This is a genomic window from Nocardia carnea, assembly GCF_029868855.1.
GTDB classification, from domain to species: Bacteria; Actinomycetota; Actinomycetes; order Mycobacteriales; family Mycobacteriaceae; genus Nocardia; species Nocardia carnea_A.
The window spans coordinates 1-23,944 of the sequence record NZ_JARWOV010000342.1 but is presented as its reverse complement, the minus strand read 5'-3'; the positions used below and the strand labels follow the sequence as shown (position 1 = coordinate 23,944).

The 23,944-nt window shown below is 67.0% G+C and carries 23 protein-coding genes and 1 pseudogene; 15 read left to right on the top strand and 9 right to left on the bottom strand.

What is annotated here, in order from left to right:
- Positions 1-29: 29 nt before the first annotated feature.
- Both lat and QH195_RS34540 read right to left on the bottom strand, forming a co-directional pair.
- Positions 30-1,382 carry an L-lysine 6-transaminase gene (gene lat, locus QH195_RS34545; protein WP_280420625.1) on the bottom strand — a complete coding sequence of 451 codons (1,353 nt, stop codon included), beginning with the start codon at positions 1,380-1,382 and terminating at the stop codon, positions 30-32.
- An 86-nt stretch (positions 1,383-1,468) separates the two neighbouring features.
- The gene (locus QH195_RS34540) at positions 1,469-1,921 is read right to left on the bottom strand and encodes an Lrp/AsnC family transcriptional regulator (RefSeq protein ID WP_280420624.1); all 453 of its coding nucleotides are present in this window, start codon (positions 1,919-1,921) and stop codon (positions 1,469-1,471) included.
- Between the two features lie 182 nt (positions 1,922-2,103).
- On the opposite strand from QH195_RS34540, the gene amaB reads away from it, so the two are divergent.
- Positions 2,104-3,570 carry an L-piperidine-6-carboxylate dehydrogenase gene (gene amaB, locus QH195_RS34535; protein ID WP_280438486.1) on the top strand — a complete coding sequence of 489 codons (1,467 nt, stop codon included), beginning with the start codon at positions 2,104-2,106 and terminating at the stop codon, positions 3,568-3,570.
- 79 nt (positions 3,571-3,649) lie between these two features.
- Here amaB and QH195_RS34530 read toward each other — a convergent pair whose 3' ends face one another.
- The 3 genes from QH195_RS34530 to QH195_RS34520 all read right to left on the bottom strand — a co-directional run bounded on the left by QH195_RS34530 (position 3,650) and on the right by QH195_RS34520 (position 7,680).
- A complete protein-coding gene (locus QH195_RS34530) occupies positions 3,650-4,594 on the bottom strand; it encodes a patatin-like phospholipase family protein (RefSeq protein WP_280420623.1) in 945 nt (314 codons plus the stop codon).
- Between the two features lie 155 nt (positions 4,595-4,749).
- Entirely contained in the window at positions 4,750-6,537 is a 1,788-nt protein-coding gene (locus QH195_RS34525; RefSeq protein WP_280438480.1) for an acetyl/propionyl/methylcrotonyl-CoA carboxylase subunit alpha, read from the bottom strand.
- Positions 6,538-6,819: 282 nt separating this feature from the next.
- Positions 6,820-7,680, bottom strand: coding sequence for a sulfurtransferase (locus tag QH195_RS34520; RefSeq protein ID WP_280423241.1), 861 nt, complete (start codon positions 7,678-7,680; stop codon positions 6,820-6,822).
- A 168-nt stretch (positions 7,681-7,848) separates the two neighbouring features.
- Between QH195_RS34520 and QH195_RS34515 the strand changes: the two genes are divergently transcribed.
- On the top strand, positions 7,849-8,817 hold the full coding sequence (locus tag QH195_RS34515) for a helix-turn-helix transcriptional regulator (RefSeq protein ID WP_280438479.1): 969 nt from the start codon (positions 7,849-7,851) through the stop codon (positions 8,815-8,817).
- Here the strand turns inward: QH195_RS34515 and QH195_RS34510 are convergent.
- The 3 genes from QH195_RS34510 to QH195_RS34500 form a co-directional block, all read right to left on the bottom strand.
- Positions 8,743-9,390, bottom strand: a complete 648-nt coding sequence (locus QH195_RS34510) for a Maf family protein (protein ID WP_280426925.1) — start codon at positions 9,388-9,390, stop codon at positions 8,743-8,745. The two genes, QH195_RS34515 and QH195_RS34510, sit on opposite strands and share 75 nt — an antisense overlap.
- Before the next feature lie 25 nt (positions 9,391-9,415).
- Positions 9,416-9,748, bottom strand: coding sequence for an acyl-CoA carboxylase subunit epsilon (locus QH195_RS34505; RefSeq protein ID WP_280426924.1), 333 nt, complete (start codon positions 9,746-9,748; stop codon positions 9,416-9,418).
- A gap of 111 nt (positions 9,749-9,859) precedes the next feature.
- Positions 9,860-11,500, bottom strand: coding sequence for an acyl-CoA carboxylase subunit beta (locus QH195_RS34500; protein ID WP_280438478.1), 1,641 nt, complete (start codon positions 11,498-11,500; stop codon positions 9,860-9,862).
- A gap of 296 nt (positions 11,501-11,796) precedes the next feature.
- On the opposite strand from QH195_RS34500, the gene QH195_RS34495 reads away from it, so the two are divergent.
- From QH195_RS34495 to QH195_RS34475, 5 genes are all read left to right on the top strand, one after another.
- Positions 11,797-11,979 (top strand): hypothetical protein, encoded by a 183-nt coding sequence (locus tag QH195_RS34495; RefSeq protein ID WP_280426922.1) that lies wholly within the window; start codon positions 11,797-11,799, stop codon positions 11,977-11,979.
- 325 nt (positions 11,980-12,304) lie between these two features.
- The gene (locus QH195_RS34490) at positions 12,305-13,102 is read left to right on the top strand and encodes a biotin--[acetyl-CoA-carboxylase] ligase (protein ID WP_280438477.1); all 798 of its coding nucleotides are present in this window, start codon (positions 12,305-12,307) and stop codon (positions 13,100-13,102) included.
- A gap of 65 nt (positions 13,103-13,167) precedes the next feature.
- Entirely contained in the window at positions 13,168-13,680 is a 513-nt protein-coding gene (locus tag QH195_RS34485; protein WP_280438476.1) for a PH domain-containing protein, read from the top strand.
- 40 nt (positions 13,681-13,720) lie between these two features.
- On the top strand, positions 13,721-14,398 hold the full coding sequence (locus tag QH195_RS34480; protein ID WP_068041400.1) for a response regulator transcription factor: 678 nt from the start codon (positions 13,721-13,723) through the stop codon (positions 14,396-14,398).
- A gap of 1 nt (position 14,399) precedes the next feature.
- A complete protein-coding gene (locus QH195_RS34475; RefSeq protein WP_280438475.1) occupies positions 14,400-15,710 on the top strand; it encodes a sensor histidine kinase in 1,311 nt (436 codons plus the stop codon).
- Between the two features lie 60 nt (positions 15,711-15,770).
- On the opposite strand, the gene QH195_RS34470 is transcribed toward QH195_RS34475, so the two are convergent.
- Entirely contained in the window at positions 15,771-16,322 is a 552-nt protein-coding gene (locus tag QH195_RS34470) for a GtrA family protein (RefSeq protein WP_280426918.1), read from the bottom strand.
- A 57-nt stretch (positions 16,323-16,379) separates the two neighbouring features.
- Here QH195_RS34470 and QH195_RS34465 point away from each other — a divergent pair, with 57 nt between their 5' ends.
- The 8 genes and pseudogenes from QH195_RS34465 to QH195_RS34430 all read left to right on the top strand — a co-directional run.
- Positions 16,380-17,582: a 5-(carboxyamino)imidazole ribonucleotide synthase gene (locus QH195_RS34465; RefSeq protein ID WP_280426917.1), complete on the top strand. Its 1,203-nt coding sequence runs from the start codon at positions 16,380-16,382 to the stop codon at positions 17,580-17,582.
- Between the two features lie 46 nt (positions 17,583-17,628).
- On the top strand, positions 17,629-18,102 hold the full coding sequence (gene purE / locus QH195_RS34460; protein ID WP_432278281.1) for a 5-(carboxyamino)imidazole ribonucleotide mutase: 474 nt from the start codon (positions 17,629-17,631) through the stop codon (positions 18,100-18,102).
- Positions 18,103-18,184: 82 nt separating this feature from the next.
- Positions 18,185-19,435 (top strand): hypothetical protein, encoded by a 1,251-nt coding sequence (locus tag QH195_RS34455; protein WP_280438473.1) that lies wholly within the window; start codon positions 18,185-18,187, stop codon positions 19,433-19,435.
- Between the two features lie 33 nt (positions 19,436-19,468).
- Positions 19,469-20,173, top strand: a complete 705-nt coding sequence (locus QH195_RS34450; RefSeq protein ID WP_280426914.1) for a TetR family transcriptional regulator — start codon at positions 19,469-19,471, stop codon at positions 20,171-20,173.
- Positions 20,174-20,287: 114 nt separating this feature from the next.
- Positions 20,288-21,448 carry an acyl-CoA dehydrogenase gene (locus QH195_RS34445; protein ID WP_280438472.1) on the top strand — a complete coding sequence of 387 codons (1,161 nt, stop codon included), beginning with the start codon at positions 20,288-20,290 and terminating at the stop codon, positions 21,446-21,448.
- Positions 21,449-22,199: 751 nt separating this feature from the next.
- Complete coding sequence (locus tag QH195_RS34440) at positions 22,200-22,970, top strand: GntR family transcriptional regulator (RefSeq protein ID WP_280438471.1); 771 nt, start codon at positions 22,200-22,202, stop codon at positions 22,968-22,970.
- A 13-nt stretch (positions 22,971-22,983) separates the two neighbouring features.
- Entirely contained in the window at positions 22,984-23,652 is a 669-nt protein-coding gene (locus QH195_RS34435) for a YdcF family protein (protein WP_280438470.1), read from the top strand.
- 191 nt (positions 23,653-23,843) lie between these two features.
- A pseudogene (locus QH195_RS34430) lies at positions 23,844-23,944 on the top strand (2-keto-4-pentenoate hydratase); the annotation flags it as partial.

Genomic DNA, 23,944 nt, shown 5'->3' with positions numbered 1-23,944 from the left:
GCCCGTCCGGCATCCGCCGGTTCTACCGGTCAGGCCGGGTCGCGCAGCACCCGGTCCAGTGCGGCGACCGCCGCTTCCAATTCCGCGGGCTCGACGGTCAACGGTGGCCGGAAGCGGATTCCGCGCGATCCGGTCCCGACCATCAGGACGTGTTCGCGATCGCGCAGTGCGGTGAGCACCGCGTCGCGGAAACCGGTATCGGGCAGGGTTATCGCGCACATCAGGCCCCGGCCACGAGGATCGGTGACCACCGGATACCGCTGAGCGAGGTCCCGGAGCAGCGCCTGGAGATGTTCGCCGAGTGCCGCTGCGTGTTCGATAAGACCGTCGCGTTCGATGACCTCGAGTATCCGGCGGGCGCGGACCATATCGGCGAGGTTGCCGCCCCAAGTGGAGTTGAGCCGGGATGCGACGGTGAAGACATTATCGCTCACCTCGTCCACCCGGCCGCCGGCCATGATGCCGCATACCTGGGTTTTCTTCCCGAACGCGACCACATCGGGTTGTAGCTCGAATTGCTGGTAGGCCCAGGCGGTTCCGGTTGCGCCGACACCGGTTTGCACCTCGTCGAGGACGAACAGTGCATCGTTGACGTGGCACAACCGCTGCATCTCCTGCAGGAACTGCGGCCGCATATGGCGGTCGCCACCCTCGCCCTGGATGGGTTCGGCCAGGAAACAGGCGATTCCGTTCGGCCGGTCGGCGAAGGCCCGCGCGGCCTGTTCCAGCGCCTGCTGTTCGGCGCGGTCGATATCGTCGTATCCGCCGAGCCACGGTGTTTCGATCCGCGGCCAGTCGAAGACGGGGAAACGTTCGGTCTTCACCGGGTCGGTATTGGTGAGCGAAAGCGTGTATCCGCTGCGACCGTGGAAGGCGCCGGTCAGGTGCAGGACACCGGTCTCCCGGCCGGGTAGTGCTGTGCGGCCGTGTAGTTCGTTGTGCCGGCTCTTCCAGTCGAACGCGGTTTTGAGTGCGTTCTCCACCGCGAGCGCACCACCGTCGATGAAGAACAAATGCGGTAGCCGGGGGTCGCCGAGTACCCGGACGAAGGTGTCCACGAACCGGGCCATCTCGACGGTGTAGATATCGGAGTTGCTGGGCTTGTTCACCGCGGCCGTGGTGAGTTCGTTCCGGAAGGCGGCATCCCCGGCCAGCGCCGGATGATTCATCCCGAGCGCGCTGGAGGCGAAGAACCCGAACATATCGAGGTAGTCGGTGCCGTCGCGCGCGTCCACCAGGTGGCGGCCGTAGGAAGCGGGTAGGTCGAGTACCAGATCGAATCCGTCGGCGAGCATATTCGCCGACAGCGTCTCGTGGACGCGGGTCGCGGGGATGCGGTCGGTGTCACCGCCGGCGCCGGATCGTTCCAGTTCGATGGTCACAGTCCCGACGGTACGGGAGCCCGTATCGATATGTCGGGAAATTTTCCTGACAGAACCATAACGAGAAGGATTTGTTACGTTATCAACTACTTTTCGTAGAATGTCTGCAGGATGATGGTGCTTCGAGTGCGGACATTGGCCGTCGCCCGGATCTGCTGCAGCAACTGTTCCAGATGCCGCGGGGAGGCGACCCGGACCAACAGCATGTAGCTCTCTTCGCCGGCCACCGAATGACAGGCCTCGATACCCGGCACATGCTGTAGCAGCGCGGGCGCGTCATCGGGTTGCGACGGATCGAGAGGAGTGATCGCGACGAATGCCGACAGCAACTGCCCCAGCGCCTCGGGATCCACGTTGGCCGTGTAGCCACGGATCACACCGCGCGCCTCGAGTCTGCGTACTCGCGACTGCACGGCGGATACCGAAAGGCTCGCCTTGTCGGCCAGATTGGACAGTGTCGCCCGGCCGTCGGCCATCAGTTCCCGGATCAGCAGGCGATCGATCTCATCCAGGGTCGGTTTTGCCGGTGTTTCCGCCATCAGCGAAGGCTAACGTAGCGGACACACCGCCGGAACTGGAGTTGTGAACGTTCATTCTCCGGCCGTGCCATTCGCACAGCGTATTTCGTCCGGCCGAACCCGAGGAGTTCGCGATGACCGAGATCGACAGCGAGACCCGAACCGTCCGGCTTGCCCACCGGGTGCCCGCCCTGCTGAACGCTATGGGCATCGAACCTCCCCCCACCGGTGAAATGGCGGTACGCAGCCCGATCACCGGCGAAGTGCTCATCGGGCTGCGACCCAGCACCCCCGCCGAGATCGACGCCGCGATCGCGGACGCCGCCGCGGCATTCCGCGACTGGCGTACCGTCCCGGCGCCACAGCGCGCTGCGGTGATCCGGGAATTGGCCGTTCTGCTGCGGCGGCACCAGGACGAACTCGCCGAGCTGGTCACTCTCGAGGTTGGGAAGATCCCGGCCGAGGCGCGGGGCGAGGTCCAGGAAATGATCGATATCTGCGAATTCGCGGTGGGGTTGTCCCGGCAGCTCTACGGCTACACGATGGCCTCGGAACGGCCCGGCCACCGGCTGATGGAGACCTGGCATCCGCTGGGTGTGGTCGGCGTGATCTCGGCGTTCAACTTCCCCGTAGCAGTCTGGGCATGGAATACTGCGGTCGCGCTGGTTTGTGGCGACACCGTGGTGTGGAAACCGTCGGACCGGACGCCGCTGACGGCACTGGCCTGTCATGCCCTGTTACGCCGAGCCGCCCACGCCGCGGCGGCCGATCCGCGAATCCATCAGCTCGTACTGGGCACCGGTGCGGCCGGGGCACAGCTGGTCGACGACGAACGGGTCGCCCTGGTCAGTGCGACGGGATCGGTGGCGATGGGCAGGCAGGTGGGGCCCCGGGTGGCCGCCCGGTTCGGCCGCTGCCTGCTGGAGTTGGGCGGTAACAACGCGGCCGTCGTCACCCCCTCGGCCGATCTGGACCTGGCGGTACGCGCCATCGTTTTCGCGGCGGTCGGTACCGCGGGTCAGCGCTGTACGACCTTGCGCCGGCTGATCGTGCACACCGATATCGCGGACGAACTCGTGAACCGGTTGGCCGGCGCCTATCGGCAGTTGCGTATCGGCAATCCACTGGACCCCGGTGTCCAGGTGGGCCCGCTCAGCGGCCCCGAAGCCTGGGAGCGGATGCGCGACGCACTCGACCTGGCCCGCGGCGACGGCGGCGAACTGGTCTGCGGTGGGCACGAAATCACGGTGGACGGGGTCGGGCCCGCGGCCCGCTACGCGCATCCGGCGATCGTCCGGATGCCGGACCAGACCGAGATCGTGCGCGAGGAGACCTTCGCCCCGATCCTGTACGTGCTCACCTACGACGAGCTCGATACCGCCCTGGCGCTGCACAACGGTGTCCCGCAGGGGCTGTCGTCGGCGATATTCACCACCGATCAGCGCGAGGCCGAACGCTTCCTGGCCGCGGACGGGTCGGACTGCGGTATCGCCAATGTCAATATCGGCACCTCCGGCGCGGAAATCGGTGGCGCCTTCGGCGGTGAGAAACACACCGGAGGCGGCCGCGAATCCGGATCGGACGCGTGGAAGGCCTATATGCGCCGGGCCACCAACACGATCAACTATTCGAGCGACCTCCCACTGGCACAGGGCATCCGCTTCGACTGACCGCAGATGTCCCGGACCGTGGACCCCTTGGTCCGTTCACGTCGTCCGGCCGGACCCTGCTCACCGGATACGGTGGCCGTCAGCTGGGCTCGGCGGCGATGGGGCTCAGCGCAGCGAAGAAGTCGGCGACGGCGCGGCGGCCGATATCCATCCCGCGGGCGAGCATTCCCGGGTCGGTTTCGACACTGCTGATATCCGGAGCATCGGCGGGCGGATGGATCTGATGCGCCGCATCGCCCATACCCGCGATGACCCCGTCTTCGAGCGCCTGCTGGCCGGGGCGTTGTTTCCAGGCCCGGTAGGCGCCGGGCGCGGTGAACCGCATATAGGTGCCGCCGACGAGGTCGTGCAGCCGCGGTGGGGGTGGGCGGCGTTCGTCGGCACGCCGGGTTCGCAGAATCAACGCGTGGGTGGCCCCGTTTTTCAGGGCACTACGCACCGGAACCGTTTCCGAGAGCCCGCCGTCGAAGTATCTGCGGCCGGCCAGGGCGACCGGAGGGCCTGCCAGCAGCGGCAGACCCGACGATGCGCGCAGCGCCGTCTGCAACGTTGTCTTGTCCACGATGTAGGGGTGCAGATCCACCGGCAGACCGGTCTGGATATCGGTGGCGATGGGATGGAAGGTGGTTTCGTTCGCCAGGATCGCCGGAAAGTCCATCGGATGCAGGCCGTCGTAGACCTTGTGCACCAGATAGTTCAGATCGAAGGCGGGCCGGCCGCGCAGCATCCGTGCCGGATCGATCGCCCGGCGCATGATCGCGGCGTCGGTCCAGGCCTTCACCCCGCGGCCGGCTCGTCCGCACAGCAGCCAGGCCGCGTTGATGGCGCCCGCCGAGGTGCCGTAGACGGCATCGAATATCCGCGCGAGTCCTAGATCCTCCAGCGCGTGCACCATCCCGCTGGAGTACACCCCGCGGCTGCCGCCGCCCTCGACCACGAGCACCAGCCGATGGCCGTCGGACCGGCTCGAGGATGCGAAACGGCCGCGGATCACCTCCGCGACCGTCGGTTGTGCTGCGCTCACCAGGTCACCATACGCCGGAGCGGGTGCGTGATAGTGACCACGCACCCGCTCCGCGACACTGTGCATCCAGTGTTGGCCCGGCTGTCGGCATGCCGTCGCATGTCTGTTCGCGATGAACCCGCGGACCGCCCCTCGGGGTGGTCGACCACGCCGGCCTATTTGATTTCGGCGAGCACCGTGCCCTGGGTGATCGCGGCACCGGCCGCCACAGTCAGGCCGGTGACCACGCCGGCCTTGTGCGCGTTGACCGGGTTCTCCATCTTCATGGCCTCGAGCACCACGATCAGATCGCCGGCTTCCACCGACTGACCTTCCTCGACGGCGACCTTGACGACGGTGCCCTGCATGGGCGCGGTGACCGCGTCACCGGAGGCGGCGCCGCCGCCCGCGCCGCCCCGCTTACGCGGCTTCGGCTTCTTGCGCACCGCACCGGCTGCTGCCGGGGCGCCCGAACCGATCGAGAACTGACCGGGCAGCGAGACCTCGACGCGGCGGCCGCCGACCTCGACCACGACCTTCTGCCGCGGTTCGTCGTCCGACTCGGCGGGGGCGCCGCCGGTGAACGGTTCGACGGTGTTCTTCCACTCGGTTTCGATCCACTTGGTGTAGACGTCGAACGATTCGCCGTTGCCGACGAACGCCGGGTCCTCCACGATCGCCCGGTGGAACGGGATCACGGTGGCCAGGCCCTCCACATGGAATTCGGCCAGCGCGCGCCGCGCCCGCTCCAGCGCCTGGGTCCGGTTCTCGCCGGTGACGATGAGCTTGGCGAGCATGGAGTCGAACTGGCCGCCGATCACGCTGCCCGCGACCACACCGGAATCCACTCGCACACCCGGGCCGGTCGGCTCGGAGTACGCGGTGACGGGGCCGGGAGCGGGCAGGAAGCCGCGACCCGCGTCCTCGCCGTTGATCCGGAACTCGAACGAATGTCCACGGGGGGTGGGATCTTCGGTGATCTCCAGCTTCTCGCCGTTGGCGATCCGGAACTGCTGGCGCACCAGGTCCAGACCGGAGGTCTCCTCGGTGACCGGGTGCTCGACCTGCAGGCGGGTGTTGACCTCGAGGAACGACACGGTATCGCCCTGGACGAGGTATTCCACGGTGCCGGCGCCGTAGTAGCCGGCTTCCTTGCAGATCCGCTTGGCGGAGGCGTGGATCTCGGCGCGCACCTCGTCGGTGAGGAACGGGGCCGGGGCCTCCTCGACCAGCTTCTGGAAGCGGCGCTGCAGCGAGCAGTCGCGGGTACCGGCGACGATCACATTGCCGTGCTTGTCGGCCAGGACCTGGGCCTCGACGTGGCGGGCCTTGTCCAGGTACTGCTCGACGAAGCATTCCCCGCGACCGAACGCGGCGACGGCCTCACGGGTGGCCGATTCGAACAGTTCGGGGATTTCCTCGATGGTGTGCGCAACCTTCATACCGCGACCGCCACCGCCGAAGGCTGCCTTGATAGCGACCGGTACGCCGTACTTCTTCGCGAACTCCACGACCTCGGTCGCGTCCTTGACCGGATCCTTGGTGCCCGCGGCCATCGGCGCGTTCGCGCGCTCGGCGATATGGCGGGCGGTGACCTTGTCACCGAGGTCGCGGATGGATTGCGGGGAAGGCCCGATCCAGATCAGCCCGGCGTCGATCACGGCCTGGGCGAAGTCGGCGTTCTCGGAGAGGAAGCCGTAACCGGGGTGGATGGCATCCGCACCGGACTTGGCCGCGGCATCGAGAATCTTGTCGAAGACCAGATACGACTCGGCCGAGGTCTGCCCGCCCAGGGCGAACGCTTCGTCGGCGAGCTTGACGAAGGGCGCGTCGGCATCGGGTTCTGCGTAAACCGCGACACTGCCGAGACCGGCGTCCTTGGCCGCCCGGATAACGCGCACGGCAATCTCGCCTCGGTTAGCTACGAGTACCTTCGTGATCCGCGCGCTGGCATGGCTGGGCACTGAGCCTCCTGTTGCAATCTCTGTGGTCGCTGTGCGGGATGGGCCGCGCCTCGGCTCCGCTCCCGCGGATCGGGGTCCTCCGGTCCGTAAAAGGGTCGGATCGCTTCGTGGGCTCCGCTTCCGTGGGTTCGGATCCGCTACGCGGGCTCCGCGCCCGGGTCGACGTGTACGTCTCCGGGCGAGTGTAGGCAGTCTGCCAACAATGCCGGAACTCGGATAGCCCTACTGAGTAGTAGGGGGATAGATCACAGTGTCTATGGCGCGCCGCCGGCGCGCGAGGTTCTACGCACTGCCGGTGGCGATGGGCATGCGGACCGAGTTGCCCCATTCGGTCCAGGACCCGTCGTAGTTGCGGACCGGGTCGCAGCCGAGGAGGTATTTCAGCACGAACCAGGTATGGCTGGAGCGTTCACCGACTCCGCTGTAGACGGTGAGGGGATCGGCGGTGGTGAGATGGCCGTAGACGGCGTCGAGTTCGGCCCGTGGCCGGAAGCGGCCGTCGGGACCCAGGGCGCTGGTCCAGGGGATGTTGACCGCGGTCGGGATATGTCCGCCGCGCAGGGCGCCGCCGGGGCCGGGGTCGCCGGAGAAGCCGGCGAATTCCTGCGGCGAGCGGACGTCGACGAGTGCGGTGCCGAGCTGTTCCAGCACGTCCTCCCGGAACGCGCGCACGGTTTTGTCGTCGCGATGGACCCGGGGGTAGTGGCTGCGGGTGGGCTCGGGGGTTTCGAAGACGGTATCGCGGCCCTCGGCGATCCAGGCATCGCGGCCGCCGTCGAGCAGACGGACATCGGAGTGACCGAACATGGTCAAAACCCACAGCGCGTGTGCGGCGTGCGAGTTACCGTCATTTCCGTACAGCACGATGGTGTCGTCGTGTTCGATGCCCTGGGAGCACATGAGTTCGGTGAATCGTTCACCGTCGATATAGTCACGGGTCACGGGGTCGTCGAGATCGCTACGCCAGTCGAGCTTGCCTGCGCCCGGAACATGGCCGATGCCGTACAGGAGGACGTCGGCATTACATTCGATGATCTTGAGACCGGGGGTGCCGAGGTTTGCCGACAACCATTGCGTGGTTACCAAACGGTGTGGGCAAGCGTACGAGCCGAAGGCGGGATATGGGTCCGGGGCGACGGGCACGTTCAAGGATCCTTCACAGGAGGCGGGCAGTGCTGACGACAGGTTCGAGCCGCACTGTGGATAGTAAGTGTGACTTGACGTGAACTTGTTGCAGAGCACAAAGTCGGTGCAATGGGCGAATTAGTCGCATACGGCTCCGATAAAGTCTCCCCGAAGGAGGGGTGAGCTATGTCTGATTCTTGGCCGCGGCGGCGCCTGCTCGCGATCCTCCGCAGCGCGAGCGAACCCCTCGACGCCCAGCAATTGGCGCAGATCACCGGTCAGCATGTCACCACGGTGCGTTTCCACCTGGACATTCTCACCCGTGAGTCGCTGGTACGGCAGTTCCAGCAGCCGCCACGCGGGCGCGGCCGCCCGCGGATCGGCTACCGCGCGGTTCAGCGCAGCATCGGGTACCAGGATCTGGCCCAGGCGCTCGCCGATCAGCTCGGCCCCGATCCCGACCGGCAGGCGGCGGCCGGGATGGCCGCGGGCCGGGCCTGGGGCGGCAAACTCGAGACGTCCGACGAACCGATCGAATCGGTACAGGACGCGAAGGACCGGACCGTTTCGCTCATGTCGGAGCTGGGGTTCGCCCCGGAACGCGAGAGCGCGGGTCGTGATGCCGAGGACGCCGCGGTGGTCCGCCTCACGGCCTGCCCGCTGCGCGATCTGGCACGCACCCATACCGGTGTGGTGTGCGGGGTGCACCGCGGTCTGCTCGCGGAGCTGCTGGAGAAATCGGGCGCGTCGGGCACAGTGGAGGCGGAGCTGGTTCCGTTCGTGGCCGACGAGATCTGTGAAGTGCGATTGCGGCGAGTCGAGCCGTCGGACCCGGCCACCGGCCCGGGGCAGTCCCCGGTTTCCGCGCCGTCGCGCGGTTCGGCCGAACCGGCTCGGATCGACGCGGCCGCCGGTCAAGCGGCGCGGATGTCGCGGGTGGCGGGGCAGACGGTACGGCCGGCGAGTCAGCTTCCCCCGGCTTCGGCCGCGCCGGGCGCCGGCGTTCTGCCGTCCTCGTCCGGTCCGCTCACGCCCGCCGCGCGACAGCAGGGCGGGCGAGTGGTGCGCGGCGGTGGGGGTTCAGGCCCGGCCGTCGGCCCACAACCGGTCGATACCGACGCCCACTTCCTGCAGCAGTCGGCGCAGCAGTGGTAGCCCGATACCGACCACGCTGGACGGGTCGCCGTCGATCCGGTCGACGAACCAGCCGCCCAGGCCGTCGAGGGTGAACGCGCCGGCCACCTGGAGCGGTTCGCCGGTGGCGATGTAGGCATCCAGTTCGGCCGGGTCCGGTTTGCCGAAGTGCACGGTGGTCGCGCTGCAGTCGAGGGCTTCGGCGGTGACCGCGCCGGAACGGAGGCGCAGTACGCAGTGCCCGGTGAGCAGATCGGCGTTGTTTCCGGCCATGGCCTGCCAGCGCGCCTGGGCCACCTCTGCCGTATGCGGTTTGCCTTGCAGCTCATCGCCGATCAGCAGCATCGAATCGCAACCCACGACGACGAGATCCTCGTCCGGCCCGGACATGTCCGCGGCGAGGGTGGCGGCCACCGCGCGTGCCTTGGCCCGGGCCAGTTCCACGACGATGTCGCGGGGGCCGGTATCGGCGGGTAGCGCGGCCGCTACGGCGTCCTCGTCCACATCCGAGACCCGGACGATCGGCTCGATACCGGCGGCACGCAGTACCGATCGGCGGGCCGGGGACGCGGAGGCGAGAACCAGGCGGGTCACGTCCGGCATTCTCCTGTGTTAGGAATCAGAAACGCAGGTGCGACAGCTGCGGGTAGGAATACGGCGAGAACGGCGAGCTACCGCGGTGCAGCAGGGTCGGCCGGCCCCACAGATCCTGTGGCCCGTTGTCGGCGGGAGCCGCGGCCGCGGCGGCGGCAGCGGTGAACACACAGACCAGTGCGGCGATATCGGCGTCGCTGGGCGCACCCTTTTCGATGACGAGGAACGGCTGCCGGCCATCGATCGTCTCGGCGGCAGGGCTCGCATCGGCAGCGCTAGCGGTATCGACCGCCAGATCCCCGGTGGCGAGGTCCAGTTCGGCTGCGGCCAATACTTCTTCTTCTGCCACAATCGTCACAGTGCCAGATCCTCTCTCTTGCCTCGATCGGGCGCGCGTAGTTCGGCCCGATCACCTTCCACCGATCTTGTTTCCGAGATCAGTGTGCGGCTTATTGAGCGTATCGCTGGATCACAGCGGGATGTTGCCGTGTTTCTTCGGCGGAAGGGTCACCATCTTGCGCTCGAGCAGCCGCAGGGCGGACACGATCTGGCCGCGCGTATGCGACGGCGGGATCACGGCGTCGACGTAACCGCGTTCGGCGGCGACGTAGGGATTGACCAGCGTGTCCTCGTACTCGTTCTGCAGTTCCAGCCGCAGTTTGTCCACGTCAGCGCCCTCTTTGGCGGCCTCGGCGAGCCGTTTGCGATAAACGAATCCGACCGCACCGGAGGCACCCATCACCGCGATCTGGGCGGTGGGCCAGGCGAGGTTCACATCGGCGCCCATATGCTTGGACCCCATGACGTCGTAGGCGCCGCCGTAGGCCTTGCGGGTGATGATCGTGATTTTGCCCACAGTGGCCTCGCCGTAGGCGTAGAGCAGCTTGGCGCCGCGCCGGATGATGCCGTTGTATTCCTGGTCGGTGCCGGGCAGGAAGCCGGGCACATCGACCAGGGTGATGATCGGGACGTTGAAGGCGTCGCAGGTGCGCACGAAGCGGGCGGCCTTCTCCGAGGCGTCGATATCGAGGCAGCCGGCGAACTGGGTGGGCTGGTTGGCGACGATGCCGACGCTGCGGCCGTCGATCCGGCCGAAGCCCACGATGATGTTCATGGCCCGCTCGGCCTGGATCTCGAGGAATTCGTCGTCGTCGAGCAGCCGCCGGATGACCTCGTGCATGTCATAGGGCTGGTTCGGCGAATCCGGGATCAGGGTGTCGAGTTCGAGATCCTCTTCGGTGAGCGAATCCTCGATCGCGCCGGTGATCGGGTCCGAAGCCGGGAAGCGCGGTGCTTCGGCGCGGTTGTTGCTGGGCAGGTAGGACAGCAGATCCTTGACGTAGTCCAGGGCGTCCTGTTCACCGGAGGCCACATAGTGCGCCGTTCCCGACTTGGCCATATGGGTGTGGGCGCCGCCCAACTCCTCCATGGTGACCTCTTCACCGGTGACGGTCTTGATGACGTCCGGCCCGGTGATGAACATCTGGCTGGTCTGATCGACCATGACGACGAAGTCGGTGAGCGCGGGGGAGTACACGTGCCCACCCGCGGCGGCACCCAGGATCAGCGAGATCTGCGGGATCACGCCGGAGGCCTGGATATTGCGGTGGAAGATCTCGCCGTAGAGACCGAGCGAGACGACGCCCTCCTGGATCCGGGCGCCGGCACCGTCGTTGATGCCGATCAGCGGGCGGCCGGTCTTGATCGCCAGGTCCATGACCTTCACGATCTTCTCGCCGTACACCTCGCCGAGGCTGCCGCCGAACACCGTGGAGTCCTGGCTGAACAGGCATACCTCGCGGCCGTCGATGGTGCCGTAACCGGTCACGACGCCGTCGCCGAGCGGGCGCTGCTTGTCGAGACCGAAATTGACGCTGCGGTGCCGGGCCAGGGCATCGAGTTCGACGAAGGAACCCTCGTCGACCAGGGCGAGGATACGTTCCCGCGCGGTCAGCTTGCCCTTGGCGTGCACCTTGTCGACCGCGGCTTCACCCATCGGATGCTGGGCCTCTTCCAGCCGGTTCCGCAGGTCAGCCAGTTTGCCGGCGGTGGTGTGGATATCGGGCGCACCTGCCGAATCCGGCGTGGGCTGCTGCTGGACACTCGTCATGGCTCGGAGTGTAACCAGAGCCGTACCGTGCTGTTAACCCACATCTCGCTACTCGCGAGTAGAGCGCGGTGCCGAAAACCCCAGGTGGGTCGGTCGCCGCTGATCGTTATGTGTACCGCAAATCACCGTGAACAGTGGTGACGACACACGATGGCCGGCCGCGCGTGAGCGGTCTGTGCCGGTGCTTCCGGCACGCCCACGGAGCCGGCGAAAATTAAATCCCTTTCCTGGCGCCTACCCGAAGCAATACCCTTGCAGCAGGCCGATTTTCGAGCCGAGAGGGGAGGTGGACCGCTATGTGGCACTGGACAACTCGTACCGGACAGTACCCCGAAGCCGTGGCGTTCACGCGGCGAGTGACCGAGCCGGAACCGACGTTCACCGAACAGGTTCCCGAAACCGAATCCGAACCCGAAGAAACCGAACCCGAAGCGATCCGGCGCCCGTCATCCGCCGAAGGCTTCGACCTCGCCGGATAAACTCCCCCGCTCTGTTCACACCCGCGGGTGGGGCCCGCCCGGTTCTGGAGCGACCAGAGGGAGGGAGCGCAGCGACTGACCGGCGGGAGTGAAGAACCGGGTTAATAGGGCCCCACCCGCGAGCCGCGGAGCGGCTCCGAAATTACAGCCCGCCCCTCCGCGGATGGTCGACCCGGAAAGCGCAGGGCGGGGCCACCCCGAAACCAGGTCAGCACCCCCGGCCGCGCCGGAGATGTTGCCATGGCACAGCCTGTGGTGTGGAGGATTAATTGTGCCCCGAGCCCGCACGCGCCGACGCACAAGTAGACCCAGTACCCTGCCCCTGGTGGACAGGCCTCCGTTGGATCTCGAACGTTTGCGGCACGCGCTCACCGAAACCCCGGAACTGAAGTTCTTCACCGGGATAGACGTGGTCGAATCGACCGGTTCCACCAACGCGGATCTGCTTGCGCGGGCACAGGATCCGGAAGTGGATCGGGTCGTGCTGGTCGCCGAGGCCCAGGAGCAGGGTCGCGGCCGGCTCGCCCGGCCCTGGACCAGTCCGCCGCGGGCACAGATCTCGCTCTCGCTGCTCGTCCGGACCGATGGGCTCGACCCCGAACTGCTCGGCTGGCTGCCGCTGCTCACCGGTACCGCGGTGGTCGACGCGCTGCGCTCGGCGACCGGTGTGCCCGCGGCGCTGAAATGGCCCAACGATGTCCTGATCGAAGGACGCAAAATCGCCGGCATTCTCACCGAGGCTGCTGCCGGGGGCCCGCGACCGGCCGTGGTGATGGGGGTCGGTCTCAATGTGAGCCTCGGTGCCGACGAACTGCCCGTCCCGCACGCGACCTCGCTCACTCTCTGCGATGTGCCCGATCCGGACCGTACGGCCCTGGTCCTGGCGCTGCTGACGGAATTCGCGAACCGCTACACCGCCTGGCGTGACGTGGGCTGGGATACCGGCGATCTCGCCGACGCCTATCGGGAACGCTGCGCGACGCTCGGTACCCCGGTTCGCGCGGAACTGCCGGGCGGCGGCCTGCTCACCGGAATCGCCCGCGATATCGACGCTTCGGGCCGTTTGCTGATCGGCGAGGAGGCAGTCTCCGCCGGAGATATCACCCACCTGCGCCCGAACTGAATGCCGAGTGCCTCGAAACCCGCGTCGCCGGGGGCGGCCCGGGATTTCGGCGGTAATGTGCGGTCATGGGTTATCCGGAGGATGCACTGGCGCCCGACGAGGAGCTGATCCTGCACACCCACCCCCATTGGAAGATGCTGTTGTGGCCCGTCACCACGCTCATCGCCGGTACCGCGCTGGCCGGTTTCCTGGGTGGCCTGGTGTGGCGCACCACCGAGGAGACGATGCGCTCGGTGCTGTTGCTGCTGATCCTGGTGATCTGGCTGGTGGTGCTGGCCTGGCGAAGTGTGGCGCCGATCCTGGACTGGAAATCGACACATTTCATCGTCACCGACCGCCGTGTGCTGGTGCGCGAGGGTGTGCTCACCCACAGCGGTCTCGATATCCCGATGAGCCGTATCTCCAGTGTTCAGTTCCGGCACGGTCTGGTGGACCGGATGTTCGGGACCGGCGAGTTGATCATCGGTTCGTCCTCGGAGGAACCGCTGGAATATTCCGATATACCGAATGTGGAACAGGTGCACGCACTGCTGTACCACCAGGTTTTCGAGGCCGCGCCGCGGCACGGCGGCTACTGAGAACGCCGTCGCAAGATCGGCGGACCGTAACCTTGATCGCATGACCGCCGTACTGCTGGGCGAAGACGACGAGGCCATTGCCGCGCCATTGTCGCGGGCGCTGGGCCGCGAAGGATATTCGGTGACCGTGGAGAGTTTCGGTCCCGCGGTGCTGGACCGGGCGCTGGAAGGACATCATGACCTGCTGATTCTCGACCTCGGACTACCGGGAATGGACGGTCTGGAGGTTTGCCGGCAGGTACGCGCTCGCGGCGCCGAAATGGCGGTGCTGATGCTCACCGCCCGTACCGACGAGGTGGATTTCGTGGTCGGTCTCGATGCCGGCGCCGACGATTACGTCGGTAAACCGTTCCGCCTGGCCGAACTGCTCGCCCGGGTGCGGGCCCTGCTGCGGCGTAGCGGGATCGGCGACGACACGGTGGAGGTCGGCGGGATCCGCCTGGAACCGGCGGCTCGGCGGGTGCTGGTCAACGGGGTGGAAGTCGGGCTGGCGAACAAGGAGTACGAGCTGCTCAAGGTCCTGATCGACCGGGCCGGCCAGGTGGTGTCGCGGGAAACCATCCTGCGCGAGGTATGGGGGGACGCCGAGCTACGGGGTTCCAAAACCCTGGATATGCATATGTCCTGGTTGCGGCGCAAGATCGGGGACGAGGGCCCGATGGCGGAACGGCGGATCGTCACCGTGCGCGGCGTCGGCTTCCGGTTGAACACCGACTGACGTGCGGCGCCGGATCCTGCGGTCGATGCTGACCGTGCTGATGCTGACCACGGTGGTGCTCGGGATTCCGCTCACCTATACCGCCTGGCTGTGGGTCGAGGACATCACCCGCAACGATCTGCGCGGCCGGCTGGAACAGATCTCCACCGAGGTCATCGGTCAGGAACGCGGCACCGGTGTGGTGCGGGGTGGTTTGGACCTGCGCACCGTACAGCCGCTCGTCCCGGAGGGCGGCCGCCTGACGATCGTGTACCCGTCTCCGGAGGACAACGCGGCGAAGGTGGAGATCGGCGCGGTTGCCGTCGACGATCCTTTGGTGGAATCGCTGTCGATGGGCACCGAAGGGTCACTGCGACTCGAAGTGCCTGCCACGCCGATGAAGGCCCGGCAGCGGCAGGCGGTGGCCGGGGTGGGGTTGGCCGTTGCGCTGTCGCTCGGCGCGGCGATCACTGTCGCCATAGTCACGGCGCGGCGGGTCGCCGACCCGATCCGCGACGTGGCCGCCCGTGCCGCCCGGCTCACCATGGGCGATTTCCGTGCGGACCCGCGCCGGCACGGTATCGCGGAACTGGACCGGGTCTCCGATGTGCTGGATGCGGCCACCGTCGAGATCGCCGGCCGGTTGCAGCGCGAGCATGCGCTGGTGGCCGATGTGTCGCATCAATTGCGGAGTCGTCTGACCGCGGTGCGGTTGCGGCTCGACGAACTGTCCGCGCATTCCGATCCGGCGGTGGTGCACGAGGCCGAGGAGGCCATGGCGCAGGTCGACCGGCTGACCGAGGCCATCGACGATCTGGTTCGGGCGTCCCGGGACGAGGACGCCACCGATCGTGACCCGGTTCCGGTGATGGACGAACTACGCGGGATCGTCGCCGAGTGGACCCATCCGTTCCGGGAGGCGGGGCGCACGTTGTCGCTGACGGGCGACGAATCGCTGCGTGCCCCGATCACCGGTTCGCGGTTGCGGGAGTCGGTGACGGTTCTGGTCGACAACGCGTTGATGCACGGCGGCGGGACCTGCACGGTATCGGTGCGCACCGTCCGGCCGGGCCGGGATCGCGACCCGCTGGTGTGTGTGCAGGTGGCCGACGAGGGAGACGGGGTCAGCGACGAACTGGCGCCGCATATCTTCGATCGCGGATTCTCCGGCGCCGGGTCCACGGGCGTGGGGCTGGCGCTGGCGCGGGCATTGATCGAAGCCGACGGGGGACGGCTGGAGTTGCAGCGTCGCCGCCCCGCGCTGTTCGCGGTGTTCCTCGGTAAACCGCTGGCGGCGCGGATGGAGGGCAGGCGCGTCGGCGAACCCCGCTGAGGATGCCCGCGGATATGGGGCGAATACCGGAGATCGGACCGGCGCGGCGAAGCCGAAGGCTCAGCGGCCGAGCGGTCGCCGGTGGTGTTCCTCTTCGACGTATTCCTCGAGATCTTCCAGCATCTGATCGACCTCGTCCGGGAACACCCAGCGTCGCATCGCCCAGAACCGGAACGCCATCTGCAGCAGGTTGCCGATGATGTAGGCGCTGATGAAGTCGGCGATGTTCTCCACCATGAAGCTGACCGTGGGCTGGTGCAGCTGGAAGGCGTAGCGGGAGATGTAGAGCGGGAGCATGCTGAGTACGACTCCCACGCCGCTGACCGCGAAGAACAGCAGCGCCTCGTGATGGCGTTCCCGGCCGCCGCGGTTCTTGAACGACCATTCCCGGTTCAGGATGTAGGAGGCGATCACCGCGATAACGCCGGCGATGATCTTGGCCGTAACCGGCTTCTCCTCCAGAACCGTCCACTTCAGGGCATAGAAGATCCCGCTGTCGATGACGAACGTGGTGGCACCGACGATCGCGAACTTGATCAGCTCACGATTCCGGAACGCAATATCCTGCAGGGGCTGCGGAAGGACGCGGACCACGTCGTCGACGATTGACACAAGGCCAGAGCATACCGCTAGCCACTGTTCGCGCAGGACGTGACAGTATTTACCGACGTGAACGCTCGTAGATTCGATTCCGCGGCGATGCCGACCGTCACCATGGTCGGCGGCGGCCAGTTGGCGCGGATGACGCATCAGGCGGCCATCGCGTTGGGGCAGCGGCTCCGGGTACTCGCCGAGCGGCCCGACGATCCGGCCGCGCAGGTCAGCCCCGATGTCGTCCTGGGCAGCCATACCGATCTGGACGCCCTGCGCCGCGCCGCCACCGGTTCGCACGCGCTTACCTTCGACCACGAACACGTGCCCACCGAACATCTCGAGGCGCTGGTGGCCGAGGGAGTCGCCGTACTGCCGCCGCCGCAGGCGTTGCGCTACGCCCAGGACAAACTGGCCATGCGCACCGAACTGTCCGCGCGCGGACTGCCGGTTCCGCCGTTCACCGTGGTCGAGACCGAGGCCGATGCGATCCGCTTCGGTGACGAACACGGCTGGCCCATCGTCCTCAAGGCGGTCCGCGGCGGATACGACGGACGCGGCGTGTGGATGCCCGCCGATGCCGAGGAAGCGGCGAAGATCGCCGCCGAGCAGCTCGGTGCCGGCGTGTCACTGATGGCCGAGGTCCGGGTCGCGCTGAAACGGGAACTGTCGGCGATGGTGGCCCGCTCGCCGTACGGCCAGGCGGCGACCTGGCCAGTGGTGGAGACGGTGCAGCGGCACGGCCAGTGCGCCGTGGTGATCGCGCCGGCCCCGGATCTGTCCGAGGACCTGGCGGCCGAAGCCGAAGGACTCGCGTTGCGGCTGGCCCGCGATCTCGGTGTGGTCGGGGCGATGGCGGTCGAACTGTTCGAGACCGAGACCGGCGAGATACTGATCAACGAACTGGCCATGCGCCCACACAATTCCGGGCACTGGGGAATGGACGGCGCCCGCACCGGGCAGTTCGAACAGCATCTGCGCGCCGTCCTGGACTATCCGCTCGGTGACACCAGCCCACTTGCCCCGGTGACCGTGATGGCGAATATTCTCGGTGCGCCCGAGGCGCCCGCGATGTCGATGGACGAGCGGTTGCACCACCTGTTCGCCCGGATGCCCGATGCGAAGGTGCACCTCTACGGCAAGGGCGAACGCCCGGACCGCAAGATCGGGCATGTGAACGTGCTGGGCGACGAGGTCGCCACGGTGCGCGAACGAGCCGAACGTGCGGCGCACTGGATGTCGCACGCGGTATGGACCGACGGATGGGATCCGCATGAGTGACGTGGTGGCAGGCAGTATCCCGGGTTCTCCCGCGGTCGGGCTGATCATGGGCAGTGATTCGGACTGGCCCACCATGGAGGCCGCCGCCGAGGCGCTGGCCGAATTCGGGATCCGGTTCGAGGTCGGCGTGGTGTCCGCGCACCGCACCCCCCAGCGCATGCTCGACTATGCCCGCGACGCCGCGGGCCGGGGCTTGCGGGTTCTCATCGCGGGTGCCGGCGGCGCCGCCCATCTCCCGGGCATGGTCGCGTCCGCGACCCCGCTGCCGGTCATCGGTGTTCCGGTGCCGCTGAAATACCTCGACGGTATGGATTCGCTGCTGTCGATCGTCCAGATGCCCGCCGGGGTTCCCGTGGCCACCGTCTCCATCGGCGGAGCCCGTAACGCGGGTCTGCTCGCCGCGCGCATTCTCGGTGCGCACGATCCGGCGCTGCGCAGCCGGATGGAACAGTTCCAGGCCGGCCTGGAGAGCATGGTCCTGGAAAAGGACGAGGCGCTGCGCCGGCGCCTGCTGGGCTGAGACTTCCGGCTGCCGGAGAGCGCTTACCGCGCCGACCGCTTACGATCCGACTGCTGTATCGGATCGTGTCGGGTGGAGAACGGTGACGGAGTTTCCTTTCGCGACGGTGACCGCGAACGAGTTGTCCTTCACCGAGCGGGATGAGCGGTACCGGCGGCTGCACGAATGGCCGGGGCGGTCCTACCGGCACAGCAGTGGACTGCGGATGATCTGGAAGTACGAGGACGTCCGGGAGGTGCTGGAGGCCGCGACGCCTGCGATCACCCCGGCGAATGCCTTGGAACCGCTGGTCGGTTATCCACGGATCGCCACCACCGCGCGGGCGATTCCACCCCTGCTCCGGCATCTGGTCCCGCTGCCCGCGAAGGCGACCGCCGATCTGACCGATCGATCACTGCACAAACGGGTGTGGGACACCATGGCGGGCCCGGCCGGTCATTTCCGGATTCCGGCTGCGGATCGACCGGCGCGGACGGCGGAGATGGCGCGGCATTTCCATGCCGCGCTCGCTGAACTTCCCCCCGGTACGGCCGGACTCGATGTGACCGCACTGTCGATCGCCTACGCAACTCGGGTGACCGGGTCGGCGGTCGGCCTTCCGGCCGCGGAATGGCCGCAGGTCGCGGTATGGAGCGGTGCCCAGTCGGGGTTGCTCGGCCGGCGGATGCGCGGTCGCGAACTGGCCGCGGCCGTGGCGGCCTTGGGCCGGCTGTTCACGGTGAGCGGCCGGGCGGTCGATCACGAGCTCCGCAGCGGGACCGTGGGTTTCGCGACTCGGCTGCGAGATGCCGGGATTCCGCGCCGGGTCGCGGTATCCGCGGTGGCGAACTCGTTGGCGGCCGGTGTCCATACGGTGAGCGGCAGCGTTCAGCAGGGCGTCCAGCGTCTGCTCGGTGATCCTCGGCGAGCCTGGTGGGACCTGCTGGCCGACCCGGCGACAGCCGGGCAGGTGGCCGCCAAGGTCCTGCACCTCGATCCGGGGTTGGTCGCGTGGAAGCGCCGGGTTCTGCACCCGGTCACTCTCTCCGGCGGGACCGAACTACCGGCGGGACCGGTGCTGGTGATGTTCGCCGCGGCCAACCGGGACCCGGCGGCCTTCCCCGACTGCCTGGATCTGCGCCGATCCGGGAAGATGCCGTTGACCTTCGGATACGGTGCGCATATCTGTCCGGGTAAGCAGTCGGCGACGCTCGCGGTGGAGGTTTTTCTGCACCAGCTGCGCACCCTGGTCCCGGACGCGCATCTCCTGCCGGACCCCTCGGCGCCGCGCCGGGTAGCGGATCTTCTGTTCAGCGGCGCGCAGGTGCGCCTGGCCGGTGACCGGCGACCCTGACAGGTCGGCTGCGCCGCTCGATACGGTGGCGCTATGGACAACGAGGAAACCGTGCGCCGGGCCGGCGGGGCCGAGCTCGTCCGATTCCGGTTGGGTGTGGTGGACGAGGCGCTGCGCTTGTTCGCGGATCAGGGGTACGAGGCGACCTCGGTCGACGAGATCGCCGAGGCGGCCGGTATCTCGCGGCGTACCTTCTTCCGGCAGTTCCGGTCCAAAGAAGACGTGATCTTCGCCGATCACGAAGCCCAGTTGGTCGCGGCGCAGGAGTTTCTGCAGCAGGCGCAGGGCGATCCGTGGGAGGCGGTGTGTGAGGCCGCGGTGCAGGTTTTCGAGCGGTTCACCCGCTGGCGCGATATCGCCGAGCGCCGCTACCACGTGGTGCGCCGGGTGCCGGCGCTGCGTGATCGCGAGATCGTGACGGTATTCCGTTACGAGCGGCTGTTCACCGACTATCTGCGGGAGCGGTTGCCCGATTCCTCGGATCTGGCGCGGGTGCAGTTCACGGCCGCGGTGACCGCGACGCACAACTATCTGCTGCGCCGGATGGTTCGCGGAGAGTCGGCTGCCGGACCTGCGGATCTGCGGGCCGAGCTGAGTACGATTCCGCGTGGTGACCGGCGCGCGGCCGGCGAGGAGGAATTGGTGCTCGCGGTGTTCCGGCGTGATCTGCCGGCCCGGCATATCGCCGAACTGCTGCATCAGCGGCTCGGTGGTTTGGCGGAGACGGCCAGCGATTGACACTGAGTGCCACAAGTTGCCCGATAAGTAGTGACTTGCAGGCGGTATAGTGGCGGAAGATCTGACACCGAGTGCCGACGAGTGGCACCGCACCGGCAAACAGGAGTGAACCCAATGGCGGGAAACCCGGATTTCGATCTGTTCAAGCTGGAGGATTTCCACGACGAGCTGCGGTCTGCCATCCGCGCCCTCTGCGAGAAGGAAATCGCGCCGCACGCCAAGGATGTCGACGAGCATGCGCGTTTTCCCGAAGAGGCACTGGCGGCACTCAATGCCGCGGGCTTCAACGCCGTTCACGTCCCGGAGGCCTACGGCGGCCAAGGCGCCGATTCCGTGGCGACCTGCATCGTCATCGAGGAAGTCGCCCGGGTCTGTGGTTCCTCGTCGCTGATCCCGGCCGTGAACAAACTCGGCACCATGGGCATGATCCTGAACGGCTCCGAGGAGCTCAAGCAGAAGGTGCTGCCGGATATCGTCAACGGCGAGATGGCCTCCTACGCCCTGTCCGAGCGGGAAGCCGGTTCGGACGCCGCCGGGATGCGCACCCGCGCCCGGCAGGAAGGCGACGACTGGATCCTCAACGGGTCCAAATGCTGGATCACCAACGGCGGCAAATCCTCCTGGTACACGGTCATGGCCGTGACCGACCCGGACAAGGGCGCCAACGGTATCTCGGCGTTCCTGGTGCACAAGGACGACGAGGGTTTCGTGGTCGGCCCGCTCGAGCACAAACTCGGCATCAAGGGTTCCCCGACCGCCGAACTGTACTTCGAGAACTGCCGGATCCCCGGCGACCGCATCGTCGGCGAACCCGGCACCGGATTCAAAACCGCCCTGCAGACCCTCGACCACACCCGCCCCACCATCGGCGCGCAGGCCGTCGGCCTGGCGCAGGGTGCTCTCGACGCGGCCCTGGCCTACACCAAGGACCGCAAACAGTTCGGCAAACCGATCGCCGATTTCCAGAACACGCAGTTCATGCTCGCCGATATGGCGATGAAGATCGAAGCCGCGCGCTTGATGGTCTACACCTCCGCCGCCCGCGCCGAACGCGGCGAAAAGAACCTGGGCTTCATCTCGGCCGCCGCCAAATGCTTCGCCTCGGACGTGGCGATGGAGGTCACCACCAACGCGGTCCAGCTGTTCGGCGGTGCCGGTTACACCACCGATTTCCCGGTGGAGCGGATGATGCGCGACGCCAAGATCACCCAGATCTATGAAGGCACCAACCAGATTCAGCGAGTCGTCATGTCTCGCGCGCTCCTCAAGGGGTAGATCGCCAGATCACGGTGCTCGATCGGCGGTCTGGGATTCACACTCAGGCCGCCGCCGGGCCGTCACGGACCACATGGCCCATCGCAACGGCCGGCCTCTTGCGATGCCGGTGCATCGAGGTCTACCGGATCGGAATGCACTCTCACCGCCCACTGCACTGGGTCCAGGCGCAGTACGAGGGCGGCGTAATCGGTCGCCCGATGCAGGAGCACGTCGTGGTCTGCGCTCTGGGTGGTAGCCAGCAGCCCGCACTCCCGCCACCGAGCGCAGATGTCACCGAACGCCCGAAGGTCGATACCGAATCCGTTTGCGGCTTTCTCGAATGCGATCGACGTCCACTCCGGCTGCTTCAGCAACCATGACAGCAACCACCGCTCCGTGTGTGGCAAGGCCTCGGCTCCCAGAAGAAGCAATCTCGCCTGTTCCTCGGTCACTCTGATTACCGGCCCCCTCTTCTCACCGGAACGTCACCACGGGCAGACCGGGACGTATCTATCACCCAACCGGCAACGGTCTCGGACGGCCGCGCAGGGTTCAGTTGGATTGTCTGAGGTACGGACTCGGAGTACTCGGTCCCGACCAGGCCGTGAGTGCAGGCGCGCCGGGCGGATGCCGTCGTGGGGTCCACGTGACCGTTGACGTACTCGATTTGGACCGCAATGGACGAAGACCCTCCGCGTTGTGGACCATACTGGCCTGCATGGTTCCCCCTCTGGCCTGGATCACCAGCACACGGGAAGGGACAGGCCCCATGGGAACCATTGGATACCGCGAACTAGCGGCCAGCCTGCGCGCAGCCATCCAAGCGGGCGAATATCCACCCGGTTCGACGCTGCCCAAGCAGGACGAGATCGCGGCTCACTATGACGTGAACATCAAGACGGTCCGGCAGGCCATCGGACTGCTTGATGCTGAAGGTCTGGTCACGCCGATTCGTCGACGCGGAACCGTCGTTCGGGACCGTCCTCCAATGCGTCGACTCGGGATCGAGCGGTACGCGAAGAGCAAGTGGAAGTTCGGGAACACGGTTGCGTTCGCAGCTGACCGAGAGGCATCCGGTAGGGCGTGGAAGCCGACCGACCAGACGAACACCGTGCAGTTGGTCGAAGCCGATACCGAGACGGCCGAAGCATTCGGTCTGCCTGCAGGTGCTCAAATCTACGAGCGCGGTCGACTCGTTCGCGACGCAGGCAAGCCGACGCATAGCCTCACGAGCTATTACCGCCCGGAGCACGTCGAGGGAACCCCACTGGTTGACCCCACAGCAGGACCGGCCGGCAAGGGTGGCGGATTCGCCGTCCTCACGCTGCAAGGCTTCGAGCCGGACCACATGTCCGAGACGATCTCCGCCCGGATGCCGACACCCGACGAGGCAGCAACGCTCGAGTTGCCTTCCGGTGAACCGGTCATGGTCCTTGTTCGCAAGACCTACACCGCCGACGACGAGCTGATCGAGTTTGCCCGGGGAGTGCACGCGGCCTCCCGCTTCGCCTGGACCTACGACTTCAAACTTCCGGACTGAGAGGACATCTCCGATGCCGACCGCAACCCTGCCCGACGAACTCCGAGCCGACGTCGAAACCCTCTGGAACTTCAACCACATGGACCATGAGGTCCGGCCGGTCGACCTCGGTATCGGGCTGGGCAGTCACGATCTCGGAGTAGCGACCCACACCGCGAACCTCTACAACGCGGGAATCTTTCCCCGCATCGTGTTCACCGGCGCCAACGCCCCGACGACCGTTGAGCGATTCCCCCGGGGAGAAGCCGTGCACTACCGCGACCACGCGCTTGAACTCGGCGTTCCGGACGAGGCAATCCTCGTGGAGCCCAAGGCCACGAACACCGGCGACAACATCGACTTCACGCGCACGCTTCTCGAAGAGCACGGTCTACTCGATCAGGTCGGATCGATCATGCTGATCTCACGCCCCTACCAGCAGCGACGTAGCTACGCCATGGCCCGGAAGCGTTGGCCCGAAGTCGACGTGGTCTGCTCGTCGCTCCCGCTGCCACTGAGTGAGTACGTCGAGAGCATCGGCGACGCGGACCGGGTTATCAACATGCTCGTTGGGGATACGCAGCGAATCTGGGTGTACGCCAAGAACGATTGGGCCGTTGAGCAGGACGTGCCGACGCCGGTCCACGATGCCTATTCCCGGCTTGTCGACGCCGGTTTCACGACTCGGGTACTCCCGGAGTAACCCCGGCCGACCACCGCAGCACGCGGCTGGGACTCTTCCGCTCAGACGGAGGGTCTCAGCCGCTTTTGTTTGGCCACTCCGGTTCCAACGCGGTCGGCTGCCGAATTTAGCTATATAGGACCAAGGGCGCCGGCGCGGCGCCCCCGGCGGGCGCCCCCACGCCCGGCCGGGGCGGGGGGGGGGCCGCCGCGGCCACGGCCGCGCTGGAGATCGTGGACAGCCGGATCACCGACTGGAACATCTCCTTCGCCGACACCGTCGCCGACAACGCCTCGAGCGGGCTGTATGTGCT